Consider the following 16956-nt stretch of genomic DNA (forward strand, 5'->3'; position numbering starts at 1 on the left):
ATGCGTTTTGTGTTTGGCAAACAGGACCTGGCAGACAGCGCCCACAGAGCGGAGCACTGCTTTCTGCTGACCAACGGGCTGGGGGGCTTTTGCTCCCAGACCCTTACCGGCGGGGCTGCCCGCAATGACCACGCCCTGCTGATGGCCTGCACCCGGGCCCCCAATGTGCGGTGGAACATCGTCCACCGGGTGGAGGAGGAACTGACCCGGAACGGGGCCGCTACCTATCTTTCCACCCAGACCTTTGCCAAGGGCAGCCCCGAGGAAGGTTGGCAGAACCTTTGCTTTGCCCAGGTGGACGGCCTGCCCCGGTGGGTCTACCAGTGGCAGGGGGTACAGGTGGAAAAAGAACTGGCCATGGACTGGGAACAGAACACCGTGGCTCTGCGCTATCAGCTGGAAAATCCCGGCGATACCCCCTGCACCCTGACGGTGATCCCCTGGCTGCAGTTTGTACCCAAGGGCAAAAACCTGCGCAAGACCCAGACCTTTACCCTGCGGGGCAACCGGGTGACCGCTGCCGGGCTGGACCTGACGGTGCGCACCAACGGGCAGCTGACCCCCTGCCCCCTGGGCTGGCAGACGCTGTACTACCCCTGCGATGCACCGGACGGCCGGCGCAAAACCGGCCTGACCGCCGCCTGCCTGCAGGTGGTATGCACCGTGGCCCCCGGCAGCCGTCAAACGCTGGATCTGGTGTTCACGCTGGAAAAAACAGCGCCCCCGGCAGCCCGGGTGCTGCGGCAGGCCGACAGGCGCTGCCGCCTGTGGGAACGGCAGGGCGGGTTCCGGGCCACGGCGGCCCGGCAGCTGGCCCAGGCCGGGGCAGCGTTCATCGCCCGGCGGGACTCCACCGGCGGCAAGACCATTCTGGCAGGCTACCCCTTCTTTGAGGACTGGGGCAGGGATACCATGATCGCCCTGCCGGGCTGTACTCTTTCCACCGGCCGCTATGCCGAGGCCAAAAGCATCCTGGAAACCTTTTTGCAGTATGAGCAGGACGGCCTGATGCCCAATCTTTTCCCGGAAGGCAAAACCGCTCCCATGTACAACACGGTGGACGCGGCGCTGCTTTTTATCCGGGATGTGTGGCTCTACGCCCGCTACACCGGAGATCTGGACTTTGTGCGCCGGGCCTGGCCGGTGATGGAGCGCATCGTGGCAGCCTACCGGAGCGGTACCCGGTTCGGCATTCACATGGAACCGGACGGCCTGATCGCCGCAGGGCAGGGGCTGGATCAGGTGACCTGGATGGATGTGCGCATCGGGGAGATCCTGCCCACCCCCCGCCACGGCAAACCGGTGGAGATCAACGCCTACTGGTACAACGCCCTGCGGATGCTGGCGGAACTGGCCGCCACCCTGGAGCTGGACGGACGGGACTACGCCGCCCTGGCCGACCGTGTGCGGGAAAGCTTCCGGGCCGCCTTCTGGCGGGAGGAAGCAGGCTGCCTGCGGGATGTTATTTCCGGCACCGGGCAGGATGAACAGATCCGCTGCAACCAGATCTGGGCCGTAGCCCAGCCCTTCCCGCTGCTGGACCCCGGGCAGGAAGCCCGGGTGGTGGCCACGGTTCAGCGGGAACTGTACACCCCGGTGGGGCTGCGCACCCTGGCCCCCGGGGACCCGGCCTTCCACCCGGTGTACGGCGGCCCCCAGAAAGAGCGGGACCTGGCCTACCACCAGGGGACGGTGTGGCCCTTCCCCCTGGGTGCCTTTTACCTGGCCTACCTGAAAGTGAATGGCCACAGCGCCGCCGCCCGGCAGCAGGTGGCCCACTGGCTTACCGCCCTGGAACCCGCCCTGCGGGAGGGCTGCGTGGGCCAGCTGCCCGAAATCTACGACGGCGAAAACCCCACCGCCTCCCGCGGGTGCTTTGCCCAGGCCTGGAGCGTGGGCGAACTTTTGCGGGTGTACGAGGCACTGGAACGCTCCGTGCCGGATTTTTTCGATCATAAGTGAGGGAAAGTATGATGGAACAGAGATTGCAGGAAATCCTGAACGAACAGTTTGGCAAAACCCTGGACACCGCCGACAGCCGCCAGGTCTACCAGGCGCTGATGCTGTTTACCAAAGAAAAGATGGCGGCCCTGCCCAAGACCACCGGCGACCGCAAATTGTACTATGTATCGGCGGAATTTCTCATCGGCAAACTGCTGAGCAACAACCTCATCAACCTGGGCCTGTTTGAGGAGGCCAAAGACCTGCTGGCCCGCCACGGCCACGAACTGACCGCCATTGAGGAGGCGGAAAACGAACCCTCCCTGGGCAACGGCGGCCTGGGACGGTTGGCGGCCTGCTTCCTGGATTCCATTGCCACGCTGGGCCTTTGCGGCGACGGCGCCGGGCTGAACTACCACGACGGCCTGTTCTACCAGAAGCTGGAAAACCACAAGCAGAAAGAAGAAAAGAACCCCTGGATCACCCCCCAGAGCTGGCTGACCGATACCGGTGTGCGGTTCACGGTGCCTTTCGGCGGGTTCAGCCTGAACTCCATCATGTACGACATTGCGGTGCCCGGCTACAACGGCCAGTGCAACGCCCTGCATCTGTTTGACGTGGATACGGTGGATGAATCCCGCATCGGGGAGGGCATCTCCTTCGACAAGAGCGATATTCCCCATACCCTGACGCTCTTCCTTTACCCTGACGACAGCGACGATGCCGGGCGGCTGCTGCGTGTCTATCAGCAGTATTTCCTGGTGAGCAGCACGGCCCAGCTGATCCTGAAAGAACTGGCTGAACGGGGCTACACCCCCGATACCCTCCATGAGCATGTGGCGGTGCAGATCAACGATACCCACCCCACCATGATCATTCCAGAACTGATCCGCCTGCTCACCGAGCAGGGCATGTCCATGGACAATGCCGTGCGGGAGGTCAGCCTGACCTGCGCCTACACCAACCACACCATTCTGGCCGAAGCCCTGGAAAAATGGCCCATGGACTTTATGCGCCGGGCGGTGCCTCAGCTGGTGCCCATTATTGAGGAACTGGACCGCCGCGCCAAGGCCGTGAGCAGCGACCCCCGTGTGGCCATTCTGGACGACCAGGACCGGGTACACATGGCCCACATCGATATTCACTACGGGTACAGTGTCAACGGTGTGGCAGCCCTTCACACCAAAATTCTGGAAGAATCGGAACTGCGGTCCTTCTATGAACTTTATCCCGAAAAGTTCAACAACAAGACCAATGGCATTACCTTCCGCCGTTGGCTGCTCCACTGCAACCAGCCGCTGGCTGCCTATATCGAGAGCCTCATCGGCCCCGGTTTCAAGGCGGATGCCGATCAGCTGGAAAAACTGCTGGCCTACCGGGACGATCCCCAGGTGCTGCGCACCTTGCGTGCCATCAAAAAGCAGAACAAGGAGGAACTGTCCCGCTATCTGGAATCCACCCAGGGCATCGTGCTGGACACCGACTCGGTGTTCGATGTGCAGGTCAAGCGCCTGCATGAGTACAAGCGCCAGCAGATGAACGCCCTCTATGCCATTTACAAGTACCTGGAGATCAAGGCAGGCCGCAAACCGGCCCGCCCCGTGACCATGATCTTCGGCGCCAAGGCGGCCCCCGCCTACACCATCGCCAAGGATATCATCCACCTGATTCTTTGCCTGGCCGACCTTATCGACCATGACCCCGAGGTCAGCCCCTGGCTGAAAGTGGTCATGATCGAAAACTACAACGTGACCAAGGCGGCCAAGGTCATTCCCGCCTGCGATATCTCGGAGCAGATCAGCCTGGCCTCCAAGGAGGCTTCCGGCACCGGCAACATGAAGTTCATGCTCAACGGCGCTGTGACCCTGGGTACCCGTGACGGCGCCAATGTGGAGATCGCCGACCTGGTAGGGGAGGAGAACATCTACTGCTTCGGCAAAAGCTCCGAAGAAGTCATCCGCCTCTATGCCGAAAATGCCTACCACCCGGCGGAATTCTACGACGGCGACCCCGATATTGCCCGGTTGGTGGACTTTATCGTGGACAAAAAGATGCTGCGCATCGGCGATGTGGAAAGCCTCTGCCGCCTGTACAAGGAATTGATCAGCAAGGACTGGTTCATGACCCTGCTGGATGTGAAGGAGTACATCGCTGTCAAGGAGCGGATGCTGGCCGACTACGAGGACGAAGCTGCCTGGAGCCGCAAGGCCCTGGTGAACATTGCCAAAGCAGGGTTCTTCTCCTCCGACCGCACCATTGCCGAGTACAACCGTGATATCTGGCATCTGTGAGGTGACGCCCATGTGCGTACAACAAAAAGAAACGGGCATTCTGCTGGCAGTATCCTCTCTGCCGTCGCCCTACGGCATCGGCGACCTGGGCCCTGCGGCCCGGGCCTGGCTGGAACTGCTGGGGCAAAACGGCGTTACTCTGTGGCAGATTCTGCCCCTGAACCCCACCGGCTACGGCAATTCCCCCTACCAGCCCTATTCCTCCTGTGCGGGGGATGAAATGTACCTCAGCCTGGAGGAACTGGCCGCCCAGGGGCTTTTGCCGAATCTGCCGGAAGGCTTTCCGTTGCCCGTCAACCATGTGGACTATGAGGCCGTGCGCCGGTACAAGGAACCGTTGCTGCGCGCTGCCTGGCAGGCTTTTGTGCCCGACGAGGACTACCGGGCCTTTGCCGCCCGGGACTGGGTACGGGACTACGCGGTGTTCCGGGCCTTTAAAAAGGAAAACGACAACCGCTGCTGGCTGGAATGGCCGGAATGGCAGCGCACCTGGCCCGAGAACCGGGCCGGGGACCTGACCCCCTATCGGGAAGAGATGGAGTACCAGACCTTCCTGCAATACCAGTTTGCCCGCCAGTGGCAGGCGGTGCGGGCCGCTGCTGCCGCAAAAGGCATCCGTATCATGGGGGATGTACCCTTCTATGTGGGGGTGGACTCGGTAGACGTCTGGGCCGGGAAGGAAAACTTCCTGCTGGACGCCGACGGCCGCCCCGCCTGGGTGGCCGGGGTGCCGCCGGACTATTTCAGCGCCACCGGCCAGCGGTGGGGCAATCCCATCTATGACTGGGACCACCTGCAGCAAACCGGGTTTGATTTCTGGGTGCGGCGTATCGGGTACAACAAACAGCTCTTTGATGTGATCCGCATTGACCATTTCCGCGCCTTTGATACCTACTGGAAGATACCCGCATCCTGCCCCACCGCCATGGAAGGGGACTGGATTGAGGCCCCCGGCTATGCGGTGCTGGATACCCTTTACCGGGAACTGCCCGGCCTGGAACTGGTGGCCGAGGACCTGGGCGACCTGCGCCCGGAGGTGCTGGCCCTGCGGGACCACTACCGCCTGAAAGGCATGAAGGTGCTGGAATTTACACTGGATACCACCGGCAAACAGGCCCGGGATATCGGGTCCCAAAGCGAAAACCTGATCTGCTATACCGGCACCCACGATAACGCCACTCTGCTGGAATGGTACAACAGCCTGACTGTGGCCGCCCGGCGCAAGCTGCGCCGCTGGATGCGGCGGCAGGGCTTCGGCACCGGCACAGTGGTGCAGCGGCTGGTGCGGTGCGCGTTGGCATCCCCGGCGCGCTGGACGATTTTGCCGGTACAGGATATACTGGAACTGGACGCCAGCGCCCGGATGAACACCCCCGGCACCGTAGGCTCCCCCAACTGGGAGTGGCGGCTGCCTGACCTGGACCGGGCCGCGGCCGCCCTGCACGCTTACCGGCCGCTGATCCTGCAACGGAGGAATATGGTATGAATTTTGCCGCGGTTTTTCACAGGGCCCAGGCACCCTGGAGCTATGCCTTGAACGCCGACGAGCTGGTGCTGCGCCTGCAGACCGGCCCCGAGGTGGAACGGGTCTTTCTGCACTGGGGCGACCCCTTTGAGGCGGGCATTCTGGGCGGGGCCGAGCGCTGGCACGGCCAGAGCCGGGAACTGACCGACCCCCAGCCCCTGGACCATGCCCTGTGGTGGACTGCGGTGATCCGCCCGCCCTACAAGCGGTGCCGCTACCATTTTGAACTGCACAGCGGCGGGCAGGTCTGGCTGTACGGTGAGGACGGTTTCTGTACCCCTGACCGGCAGGACGGAACACACCCGGCGGGCTTTTACCAGCCCTGGATGAACCCTGCCGATATCCCGGCGCCCCCTGCCTGGGTGCGGGACACCGTCTGGTACCAGATCTTCCCCGACCGGTTCTGCCGCAGCAAGGGCAGTGCCAACCAGACCCCCTGGCGGGAAGGCCCCGTGACCAACCGGGAACGTTTTGGGGGCGACCTGCCCGGCATCTGCGAAAAGCTGGACTATCTGGCCTCGCTGGGTGTCAGCGGGCTGTATCTCAACCCTATCTTTGCGGCGGACTCGGTACACCGGTACGACACCCGGGATTATACCCGGGTGGACCCCGAACTTGGCACCAACGCCGATTTGAAACAGCTGGTGGAACAGGCCCATGCCCGGGGCATCCGGGTCATGCTGGATGCGGTGTTCAACCACTGCGGCCCCCACTTTGCTCCCTGGCGGGATGTGATGGAAAATGGCCCCGACTCCCCTTACTGGGACTGGTTCATGGTCAACCGCTGGCCGCCGGAAGCCGCCCCGGGCGGTACCCGGGACGGACGGTATTTTTCCTTTGCCTTTGCGGCGGATATGCCCAAGCTGAATACCAACAACCCCGCCGTCATCGACTATTTCGGCACCCTGTGCGAAAGCTGGGTGCGGGATTACGGCGTGGACGGCATCCGCTTTGATGTGGGCAACGAAATCTCCCACCGGATGCTCAAGGAACTGCGCCGTCGGGTGCGGGCCATCCGTCCCGATGTCTACCTGCTGGGGGAGATCTGGCACGATGCTTCCCCCTGGCTGGAAGGGGACGAGTACGACGCTGTGATGAACTACCCCCTGCAGCAGGCGGTGAAGGACTTTTTTGCCGACTCTGCCCGGACGGCCGGGGAACTGGCAGAGCAGCTTTACCGCTGCCTGCACCTTTACCGCTGCCAGACCACCGAGGTGCTGTTTAACCTGATGGATTCCCATGATACCGACCGGCTGTTCACCCGTTCGGGCAGTGAGGATGCCTTTTTCCAGCAGCTGGCGCTGCTGTTCACGCTGCCCGGCAGCCCCTGCATCTATTACGGTACCGAGGTGGCTCTGCCCGGCGGCCATGACCCGGACTGCCGCCGCTGCATGCCCTGGGACAAGATGAATACCACCGAAAACCAGCAGAGGATCGATCAGCTGCGCCGTCTCATCGCCCTGCGCCGCACCCTGCCCGAACTGCGGGACGGCATGCCGGTGTTCCGGCAAGCCCCCGGGGCCCGGCAGGTGTGGTACTGCCGGGGCAGGGTGGAGGTACTGCTCAACGCCGGAAATACACCCTGGGAACTTTGCCCGGAAAAAGAGGTCCTGTTTGCACGGGGCCTGACCGGGAACCGGCTGGCCCCCGGCGGCATCTGCATCCGGCGCTGATGTTGCCGGCCCCACAAGGAGAAGCCAATGAAAGACATGGAAGTGGTCTTTTTTGATCTGTACGGAACCCTCATCCGAATCCATACGGACGAGGAGGATTTGACCCGGGTGTGGCGGCCCCTGTGTTATCTGTACGGGTACTATGGGGCATCCTACACGCCCGGAACACTGCGTGCCGCTTATCGGAGGGAAATCTCCCGGCAGGAGGCAGCTGCCCAGGCCGCTACCGGCAAAAGGCTGGTGGAAATTTGTCTGGAGCAGGTGTTTGGGGCGCTGTTCGCCCAAAAAGAGGTGGCATCGGTTCCGCCCTCCGTTCTTGCCGAGGTGGGGCGGATGTTTCGTGCCTGTTCCACCGATGTATCGAAACTGTACCCCGGAGCGGGTAGCCTGTTGGATGCACTGCGCGGTGCAGGCAAGCGGGTCTTTCTGCTGTCCAACGCCCAGCGTCTGTTCACCGAGCCGGAAATGCGCCGTCTGAGGTTGTGGGATCGATTCGATAAAATTTTTATCTCTTCGGATCACGGTGTCAAAAAGCCGGACCTGGACTATTTCCGTCTGGCGCTGCAAGCGGCGGGGGTGCCGCCCCGGAATTGCCTGATGGTTGGCAACAGTCCCGAGGACGATATGGCCCCTGCCCGGGCACTGGGAATCCGAACCTGTTTTCTCAATACCGACGGTGTAACACCGCCGCCCTGCGATTTATACTGCGACGGTGCCGACTATGCCCGCCTTTTGCGGGAGGTTCTGGCGTAAAGACCGCCTTACAATGAGTGCCTTTTGGGCACAGGAGGAAGCGTATGCTTGACAAGACAAAAAAAGACTGGTGGAAATCCGCCGTCGTGTACCAGATTTATCCCCGCAGCTTTCAGGATACCACCGGCAGTGGTGTGGGGGATATTCCCGGCATTGTCCGGCGGTTGGATTATCTGCAGACCCTGGGGGTGGATGTGATCTGGCTTTCCCCGGTATTCGCGTCACCTCAGGTGGACAACGGATATGATATCTCGGATTATCGGGATATTGACCCGCTGTTCGGCACGCTGGAGGATATGCGCACTCTCATACGGGAGGGCAAGCGCCGGGGTATCGGCATCATGATGGACCTGGTGCTCAACCATACTTCCGATCAGCACCGTTGGTTCCAACAGGCCCGCCAAAGTCGGGAAAATCCCTACCATGATTATTATGTCTGGCGGGATGGTACCCCCGACCAGCTGCCCAACGATATGCAGGCGGTGTTTGGCGGCCCTGCCTGGGAGTGGGTGCCTGAGGTGCAGCAGTATTATTTCCACCAGTTTGCCCCCCAGCAGCCCGACCTGAACTGGGAAAATCCGGCTCTGCGGCGGGAAATTTATGATATGATCCTGTGGTGGATGGACCAGGGGGTGGAAGGCTTCCGTCTGGATGTGATCGACCAGATCGCCAAGGAACCGGACCGCAAAATCACCAACAACGGCCCGCGCCTGCATGAATTCTTGCGGGAACTCAGCGCCGAAACCTTCCAGAAAGGCTGCCTGGTCACGGTGGGCGAAGCCTGGGGCGCAGACATCCCCCGGGCCAAACTGTACAGTGCCCCCGACGGCAGCGAGCTGTCCATGGTGTTCCAGTTTGAGCAGATGTGTCTGGACCAGCAGCCCGGCAAGGAAAAATGGGACCTGGCACCCCTGCCTTTTGTCAAGATGAAGCAGAGCTTTGCCCGCTGGCAGCGGGAACTTCATGGCTGCGGCTGGAACAGCCTTTTCCTGGACAACCACGATCTGCCCCGCATCGTCTCCCGCTGGGGCAACGACGGGCAGTACCGGGGCCGTTCCGCCAAACTGCTGGCCACCATGCTCCACGGTATGCAGGGTACGCCCTATATCTACCAGGGCGAGGAACTGGGTATGACCAACATCCAGCTGCCCATAGAGCAGTACCGGGATGTGGAGATTCATAACCTCTATCATAAGCGGATGGCCGAAGGGTACCCGGAAGCGGAAGTTATGGCCTCCATCTACGCCAAAGGGCGGGATAATGCACGCACGCCTATGCAGTGGGATGATACCCCCAACGCCGGATTTACCACCGGCACCCCCTGGCTGCCGGTGAATCCCAACTATACCACCGTCAACGCCGGGGAGGAACTGGCCGACCCAGATTCGGTGTTTGCCTATTACCAGAAGCTCATTTCCCTGCGCAAACAGTACGCGGTCTTTGTGGATGGTGACTTTACCTTGCTGGAAGAGGAGCATCCCCGCTTGTTTATCTATGAGCGGGCACTGGGGGCGGAGCAAATGCTGGTGGTGTGCAACTTCGGCGACGAAGCCACCCCCTGGACTGTGCCCGAAAATTGGTGCGGCGCCCGGGTTCTGATTGAAAACTGTACCGCCACCCCCGATACTTTGCAGCCCTGGGAGGCAAGAATTCTCTACAAAGTTAACCGATAATTGTAGGATAACAATTTCGTGCAAAGCAAAATCAATTGCAAAAGGTAAATTGTTGACTTGGCGGCTTCAAAGCTGTAAAAGTTGCCAGCGCTGTTTTCTCCCCATAAGCCAAACCGACGGAAATGTGAAATGGCATCTCCATCGGTTTGGCTTTTAGTAGTCAGGAATTTAGGTTTTGGACACCCTTGCAGATGACTTTGCCGATGCCACACGGGAAGAACTGATCAGCCGCGGCTACACACCCTGCGGCCGATGCGATCCATGACCCTGTAGATAGAGATGACCACCTGCTGATGGGGCAGGTGGTCATTTCTGTCTATAAGACCATTTTGTAAAGCAGGTGATTCCATGAAAGAGTACACGCATAAAGAAATCAAACAGAAACCCGGCGGGCGCTTGCCCAAAGAACAGCCATCCCGCACCCTGCCCAAAACGATGGCCCGGCAGGCGTGGCTGAAAAGCAAGGAGAGGGTCTTTTCGGCAACGAAAACAGACCCGGAGAGCAGCTATGCTTCCGCACAGGAAATGGAGGAACAGGGCATCCGACAGGGGGAAACGCTGCTGGAGGATGGCGCGGCCTTTGCTCTAGGGAAAGCCGGGAATAGCGCCCGCAGACATTTTGCCCATGGACACAAACCGAACCAGTGCCCGCCACGGGAGGAAATACGGGAAGGAAACTCGCTGCACCCAGACACGGCCAATCCAGACCCGAAAACGGCTGCAAGGCAGGAACAGAAACGCCGCGCGGCAAAGAAGCAAATCCAGAATTTCCAGGAACGGCAGAGGCGGGCCAAGAGTGCTGCCAGAGGACTGCGCGGCGTCGACCGGGATCAAAAGCAACTCCGCACGGCAGCCAACACGGTGCGGCAAGAGAAGCAGGCCCGGCAAGCGGCACAGCGCACACAAGCGGTGCTGTGCCGTGCCAGACAAACCGCCCGTGAAGGCGTAGAAGCGGCCAAAAAGACAGCGACGGTTCTACGCTCGGCCGTCCGGCACCTGCTGGCTGTCCTGTGGAGCCTCGCAGTGGCGCTGGTCGCAGGGGGCTGGGTTACGGCCTTTATCGTGCTTTTGATTTGCCTGATCGCCTTGGTGGCAGGTTCCGCCTACGGCATCTTCTTTGCAGCGGAAACGCCCGATGAAAATGCCGTCACCGTGCAGGCTGCCGTGGAACAGCTAACTGAAGAATATCGGGACCAACTAGAAGAAATTGAGGACAGCACAGAATATGACCGCCAGGAGATCGAGTCAAACGATGGCAACTATGCCATTGCATGGCAGGATGTCCTGGCGGTTTTTGCGTCTCAAACGGCGGGCGATGCCAATGGTGCCGCTGTTGCCTATCTGGATGAGGATAACGTGGAGCGGCTGCGCACTGTTCTTTGGGATATGAACGAACTGGACTGGCGCACCGAAACACAAACCCGTGAGGTGGAGCAAACCAATGAAGCTGGCGAATCGGAAACCACAACCATCACCGAAACGGTTCTGGTCATCCAACTGACCCACCACACCCCGGAAGAAATGCGGGATGCTTATCACTTCACAGAACGGCAGAACGAGTACCTCACACTGCTTTCAGGAGAAGATACCGCGACCCTTTGGGGTGAACTGCTGGGTGGTTTTGTGCAGGGGAGCGGGGAGCTCATGGCGCCCGGCATGGATACGGTGTTTGCGGATGGTGCCCTGCAATGGCCGCTGCCGGTGGCGGGAACAATCACCTCGCCGCAAGGGTACCGCACCGATCCTTTCACGGGAGAAGTCAGTTACCACAGCGGTACCGATATCTCGGCACCGGAGGTAACGCCAATTCTGGCCGCCGCAGACGGCACCGTCACCATTGCCAACGCCACCGACAGCTGGGGCGGCAGCTACGGATACTATGTCAAGATCGACCACGGCGGCGGGCTGACGACTCTGTATGCTCATTGCTCCGGCATCTGTGTTACGGTGGGTCAGCAGGTGCAGGCCGGACAGGTCATTGCCTATGCCATGGCGCAGATGCTGAACCAGCGGGGGTTGCGTACCCGCCAGGGAGCGGAGTTTCAGTCCTCCAACATTAAACGGATGATCCAGCACGAGGGGTACACGGGATATATCATTACCAAGGCGGCACGGTCGGAGTTTATGCCGCAGCTGCAGATCATTGACGAGGCTTTGTTCGCCAAGGCCAACGAGATGAACAGCAAAAGAAGCAAAAAGGCTCTGAAAGAAAAAAATGCCGCCCAAAAGAGCGGCAATCCAACATTATTGGCCGGCATCATAGTCTGCGCACATTGCGGGGCGAAGATGTCGGCCTTCTTGCATACAGATCGATATAAACTGGCCGATGGGAGTATCCGGGAAAAGGTGCAGGCAAAGTACAACTGCTACCAGCGCGGCCAGCACCTGCGGCAATGTGATGGTCAGTCACTTTATCTGGCAGAGCGGGTAGACAGAATTGTGCTTACTTACGCCGATGAACTGTTCCGCAAGATTAAGAGCGAGCCTTATGATAAGAGCATCGAGCAGAAGATTCGTCAGCAAGAAGCAAACCATAATAGAAAAAAGCAGGCTGCCGAGAAGAAAATCAAGGCAGCCCAGTACAAGCAACAACGCTATGAGGATGAAGTGTTGAAATGTCTGGAAGGGGAGAGCGCCTTCTCGCAGGAGATGCTGGCCCGACTGATTGCCCAGGCAGAGGCTGAAGTCAGGCAAGCAAAAGGTGAGTACGCAACTCTATTGCAGAACAATGATGACCGGACCACGGTACAGCAGATCCGCAGTTACTACGATGAATTCCTCGGCTGGGCAAATGAATTTGATCTTGCCACAGTCCAGAGGAAAAGAGCTATCCTGGCACAGCTGTTCGAGAAGGTGGAGGTTGGAAAAGGATACAAGATTACAATCCATGTGCGAGGAACATATAAGCAGTTTTTGGGAGAAGAACTACATGGGGAATTTTAACTACACCATTAGTATTGGTCAGTTGGTAGAGCAACTGACTCTTAATCAGTGGGTCCTGGGTTCGAGTCCCCGATGGCGCACCAAGAAGAGCCTTACGGAAAACGTAGGGCTCTTTTTTATTGCAATAATCCGGGATGTTGAGCTGGTGCACCATTAAAAGCAAATTCGAACGTACTTCTTTTTGAAGGTGCGTTCGGATTTGTTTTTTATCTGCAGTTTATGAAATAGAAATAGCCTTGCGGCGGGGAGCATCCTTGCTGCAAGGCGTTTGTCCTATAACAATATTATTTTCAGGGCTATTTGCCAAATTCCAAAATCGGGTTCTTGTTCAGGTGATAAAGTTCTGGGGCTTTGGGAAAATTTCATTAAAGACGCACCACTACTAACTGTTCCAGATAGCAAGAGAAAATCCAACTCTTTATTTTTCATCAATATCAATCAAATTGCTGATGTATCTGGTCTTTCCTGTTAGAACATCGTCATAATAGTGCTGCTTCCTATCGATGTAGGCGATATCCTCTTGCAAGTCCGCCATTTTCTTCAGGAGAACTTCCCGCTGCTTTTGCAGGATTTCTTTTCGTTCGGGAATACTGGATTTGCCTTGTAGGCAAAGCGCTAGATAACGCTTCATGCCCTCCAGGCTCATTCCGCAACGTTTTAAGCAGATCAAGCCTTTAATCCATTCAATATCGCGTTCGTCAAAAATCCTGTAATTGTTTTTGTCACGTTTTACATGGGGAACCAATCCCTGATTGCAATAAAATTTCAATGCCTCATAGGTCATCCCTACTTTCTGACAAGTCTGTTTCATGCTGTACTGCATAGAAAGAACCTCAACCTTTCGAAATTTTTCAAAAAAGCTATTGACCGGTAGCTACAACCGGGTGCTACACTTGGTATGGTACCACAAAACATCCATAACAACAATTCTTTCCTCAGAGAGAACGGAGGCAGTAAAAATGGAACAGGTTACTTTCTATAATGGCGTGAAAATGCCGATTGTAGGATATGGCGTCTATCAGGTATCCAAAGAAGAATGTGAACGTTGCGTACTGGATGCCCTGGCTGTGGGGTATCGATCCATCGACACAGCACAAAGCTATTTCAACGAGGAACAGGTCGGTAATGCCATTGTCAAATCCGGTGTGCCCAGAAAAGATATTTTCCTGACAACAAAGGTCTGGATTGAACATTATGGGTATGAGGAAGCAAAAAAAGCGGTTCTGGAATCCATGCGGAAATTGCAAACCGAATATCTAGATCTAGTTCTGCTTCATCAACCGTTTTCGGATTATTACGGGGCATACCGGGCGTTGGAAGATCTCTATGGCGAAGGAAAATTGCGTGCTATCGGTGTTTCCAATTTTTATCCGGACCGGCTGGTAGATATCGCCTCTTTCAGTCGTATCAAACCTATGGTCAATCAGGTGGAGACCCATCCATTTCATCAACAAACAGAAGCAAAAAAGTGGATGGACAAGTACGGGATTCAGATGGAGGCCTGGGCCCCTTTCGGAGAAGGGCGCGGAGGCTTATTTGAAAATCCTGTACTGGCTCAACTTGCCGAGAAGTACAACAAAACGACCGCACAGATCATTTTACGCTGGCATATTCAGCGAGGTGTTGTGGTCATCCCCAAATCCACTCATAAGGCTCGGATGGAGGAAAATCTGCAGGTTTTTGACTTCGTATTGGAACCGGAAGATATGAATCGGATCTCTGCTCTGGATAAAAAGCAAAGTTCTTTCTTCTCTCACAGTGACCCCGCTATGGTTGAATGGTTTGTTAAGATGGTGGAGGAAAGAAAGAAAAAACAATAACCGGCACAGTAATTTCAGCCGGGCCATCCAACGGTTGAGAGGAGTGAGGTACGCTAGTTGCGGACAAACAGCTCCAGTCCGCGTGAATCTCCCATTGATCAGCGGGCCTGTTGCTGTATTTATAGCAGACTGTCATCCTTGAGCAGCCCGGTCAGGTCGGCAGAAAGGACCCGGTGGGCACCCAGGGCATAGGCCAGCGCCACAAAGAAAAGGATGCCCAGCGCGAAAAGGGCAACGGGCAACACCGGCGCTTCGGCCAGAAACAGGGCCGGGTCCAGGTAGCTGGCCCGGAGCATCAGGGCCACCATGCCGGCTGTGAGGGGCAGGGTGATGACCAGCGGGCGCAGGGCCAGCACCGCCCCTTCCATCCAGAAGAGACCGCGCAGCTCCCGGGGTGTCATCCCCAGGGAGAGATACCGGGCAAAGGCCCGGCGGCGCTGTTCCACAAAGCCCAAGGTGTTGAGAAAGACATTGGCCAGCCCAATGGCCGCCACCAGCAGGCAGAAGGCCCCCAGAATGGCCAGGGCTCCCTGGATCATCCGGTCGTTGTCGGCGCGTTCGGTCAGCCGGTTTTCCACGGTACAGGCATACCCGGCCCCCTCCAGCAGGGCGGCGACTTCCTCCTGCAGCGTTTCGCATTCCCCCTGGGAGATGCCCTCCCGCCCCAGCAGGCGTACCAGCACCTCCGGATCATGCGCCGGTGTGGGCAGGGAATGTTCCTGCGTCCAGCGCTCCCACAGGCTCTGGGGCCAGAACAGGACGAGGGTATACTGGTCATATTCTTCCCGCAGGTTGGGCGGGGTATCGGTCAGGCCCAGCAGGGGCAATTCCCCCAGCGCGGGGCCGTCCCCCTCCGCCAGGGTGAGGGCGGTGGTGTCGGGCTGCACAAAGGGCAGGTACTGCCGGTTGCGGAAATTGCTGTGCTGGCTGTCCCACACCCGGTTGAGCAGCACCGCCCCGTCCAGCGAAGGGGCAATGCCCACTTCCGCACAGAAGCGGAGAAAACCGGCATCGTCCAGAATCACCAGGGGTGCCTTCACCAGCCAGCTGTCCTGGGTGGCGGTGGCTTCCTCCCCGGCCAGTGCGCCCAGCCCGCCCAGCTCCCGCAAGGCATCACTCTGGGCTTCGGCGGGCAGCAGGACGGCGGCCTGCTCTTTTTCGTAGACCAGGCAGTCCTCCACGCCGGGCAGAGCGGCCAGCTCCCCGGTGAGGGAAAAGTCGGAAAGCCGGGTATCCGGCAGGGTGGCCATCACGTCCCAGGCGTCCTGGTACCGCGCAAAGTAGGTCATGTCGGTGCTGATGCCCGACAAAGTGAAAAAGCAGAGGATGGCGGTGAAGCCCAGGAAGGAGAGCAGCAGGGACAGGTTGGCGATGCGCAGGGATTTTTTCTGGGCCTGCAGGGCACTGCCGGCCAGTTCTCCCCGGATGCCGAAGCACCGCGCCAGCAGGCGGGTGGTGAGGGAGCGTTTGCCCGTTCCTCTCGCCTGGGGTGGAAGGGTGCCCCGCATCGCTTCCAGCGGAGGGATACGGCAGAGCCGGCGGGCGGGCAGCCAGGCCGAAAGCAGGACGGTGACCAGCGCCGCCAGCAGCGCCGCAGCGGCCACCGCCGGATGCAGGGTAAAGACCGCCGGTTGTCGGTCGGGCAGACCGGCGGCCACCTGATTGACCGTCGCCAATACCCCCCAGCAGGCGGCAAAGCCCAGCAAAGTGCCCAGAGCCAGCGGCAGCAGGGAGACGGCAGCGGCCTCCTGCAGCAGACAAAGGCGCAGCTGGCGGGGCGTGGCCCCCACGCTGGCCAGAATGCCCAGCCGGTGGAGCCGGGCCTGCATGGTGATCTCAAAGGCGTTGCGCAGCAAAAGCACCAGCGCCGCCACCAGCAGCGCCAGCACCCCGGTCAGGAAGGGCAGCAGCAGGGCCGGGTGGTCGGGGTCGGTGACCCCATAGAGGGACAAAAGGGTGTCGTGGGTCTGGATCTGGTCGTTGTCCAGCCCCAGCCGGTCCCGGATGAGGCCCAGCGTGTCATACACAGCGGTTTTGTCCCGGAAGGTCAGCTTCACCACCAGGGCGTCCGGCCCGGACAGCCCCTCGTCGGGGGTGATGGTATCCACCTGGGCAAACTGTTCCAGCGTTTCCGCCTGTCCATCGTCGGTCAGGGTCAGCCGGGCCTGCCAGCTGCCTTCCTCCCGCAGAACGCGGTCCACCTCGTAGGCCCAGGCGTTGTAAAACAGGCCGCAGAGCAGCGCCAGAAAAAAGGAAGCCGCCAGCGCCGACAAGGCCATCGTCCGGACGGCGGCGGGGGTATGGGCCAGATCGTCCCGGGAAAAACTCTTCCACATG

At 59.2% G+C, this 16956-nt stretch carries 10 protein-coding genes; 8 read left to right on the forward strand and 2 right to left on the reverse strand.

What is annotated here, in order from left to right; all coding sequences use genetic code 11:
• From H6B15_RS10670 to H6B15_RS15535, 7 genes are all read left to right on the forward strand, one after another.
• Positions 1–1962 carry an amylo-alpha-1,6-glucosidase gene (locus H6B15_RS10670; protein WP_204647970.1) on the forward strand — a complete coding sequence of 654 codons (1962 nt, stop codon included), beginning with the start codon at positions 1–3 and terminating at the stop codon, positions 1960–1962.
• A gap of 8 nt (positions 1963–1970) precedes the next feature.
• The gene (locus H6B15_RS10675; protein WP_345941977.1) at positions 1971–4232 is read left to right on the forward strand and encodes a glycogen/starch/alpha-glucan phosphorylase; all 2262 of its coding nucleotides are present in this window, start codon (positions 1971–1973) and stop codon (positions 4230–4232) included.
• Positions 4233–4242: 10 nt separating this feature from the next.
• Positions 4243–5718, forward strand: a complete 1476-nt coding sequence (malQ, locus tag H6B15_RS10680; protein ID WP_204647971.1) for a 4-alpha-glucanotransferase — start codon at positions 4243–4245, stop codon at positions 5716–5718.
• Positions 5715–7430, forward strand: a complete 1716-nt coding sequence (locus H6B15_RS10685; protein WP_204647972.1) for a glycoside hydrolase family 13 protein — start codon at positions 5715–5717, stop codon at positions 7428–7430. Before malQ ends, H6B15_RS10685 begins: the two co-directional genes overlap by 4 nt.
• Before the next feature lie 27 nt (positions 7431–7457).
• The gene (locus H6B15_RS10690) at positions 7458–8183 is read left to right on the forward strand and encodes an HAD family hydrolase (protein ID WP_204647973.1); all 726 of its coding nucleotides are present in this window, start codon (positions 7458–7460) and stop codon (positions 8181–8183) included.
• Positions 8184–8227: 44 nt separating this feature from the next.
• A complete protein-coding gene (locus H6B15_RS10695) occupies positions 8228–9856 on the forward strand; it encodes a glycoside hydrolase family 13 protein (RefSeq protein WP_204647974.1) in 1629 nt (542 codons plus the stop codon).
• A gap of 348 nt (positions 9857–10204) precedes the next feature.
• Complete coding sequence (locus tag H6B15_RS15535; protein WP_243424380.1) at positions 10205–12799, forward strand: peptidoglycan DD-metalloendopeptidase family protein; 2595 nt, start codon at positions 10205–10207, stop codon at positions 12797–12799.
• 418 nt (positions 12800–13217) lie between these two features.
• Here H6B15_RS15535 and H6B15_RS10710 read toward each other — a convergent pair whose 3' ends face one another.
• On the reverse strand, positions 13218–13622 hold the full coding sequence (locus H6B15_RS10710) for a MerR family transcriptional regulator (RefSeq protein WP_204647975.1): 405 nt from the start codon (positions 13620–13622) through the stop codon (positions 13218–13220).
• 136 nt (positions 13623–13758) lie between these two features.
• Here H6B15_RS10710 and H6B15_RS10715 point away from each other — a divergent pair, with 136 nt between their 5' ends.
• A complete protein-coding gene (locus H6B15_RS10715) occupies positions 13759–14619 on the forward strand; it encodes an aldo/keto reductase (RefSeq protein WP_204647976.1) in 861 nt (286 codons plus the stop codon).
• Positions 14620–14738: 119 nt separating this feature from the next.
• Here H6B15_RS10715 and H6B15_RS10720 read toward each other — a convergent pair whose 3' ends face one another.
• Entirely contained in the window at positions 14739–16955 is a 2217-nt protein-coding gene (locus tag H6B15_RS10720; RefSeq protein WP_204647977.1) for an ABC transporter permease, read from the reverse strand.
• Position 16956: the final 1 nt, after the last annotated feature.

This window comes from Gemmiger formicilis (assembly GCF_016900095.1).
Lineage (GTDB): Bacteria > Bacillota > Clostridia > Oscillospirales > Ruminococcaceae > Gemmiger > Gemmiger formicilis_A.

What these genes read in the sequence shown, in the direction of transcription:
- malQ (WP_204647971.1), top strand. Translation starts at nt 4,243, where the DNA reads ATGTGCGTACAACAAAAAGAAACGGGCATTCTGCTGGCAGTATCCTCT.
- H6B15_RS10710 (WP_204647975.1), bottom strand. Translation starts at nt 13,622, where the DNA reads ATGCAGTACAGCATGAAACAGACTTGTCAGAAAGTAGGGATGACCTAT.
- H6B15_RS15535 (WP_243424380.1), top strand. Translation starts at nt 10,205, where the DNA reads ATGAAAGAGTACACGCATAAAGAAATCAAACAGAAACCCGGCGGGCGC.
- H6B15_RS10715 (WP_204647976.1), top strand. Translation starts at nt 13,759, where the DNA reads ATGGAACAGGTTACTTTCTATAATGGCGTGAAAATGCCGATTGTAGGA.
- H6B15_RS10695 (WP_204647974.1), top strand. Translation starts at nt 8,228, where the DNA reads ATGCTTGACAAGACAAAAAAAGACTGGTGGAAATCCGCCGTCGTGTAC.
- H6B15_RS10670 (WP_204647970.1), top strand. Translation starts at nt 1, where the DNA reads ATGCGTTTTGTGTTTGGCAAACAGGACCTGGCAGACAGCGCCCACAGA.
- H6B15_RS10685 (WP_204647972.1), top strand. Translation starts at nt 5,715, where the DNA reads ATGAATTTTGCCGCGGTTTTTCACAGGGCCCAGGCACCCTGGAGCTAT.
- H6B15_RS10675 (WP_345941977.1), top strand. Translation starts at nt 1,971, where the DNA reads ATGATGGAACAGAGATTGCAGGAAATCCTGAACGAACAGTTTGGCAAA.
- H6B15_RS10720 (WP_204647977.1), bottom strand. Translation starts at nt 16,955, where the DNA reads ATGTGGAAGAGTTTTTCCCGGGACGATCTGGCCCATACCCCCGCCGCC.
- H6B15_RS10690 (WP_204647973.1), top strand. Translation starts at nt 7,458, where the DNA reads ATGAAAGACATGGAAGTGGTCTTTTTTGATCTGTACGGAACCCTCATC.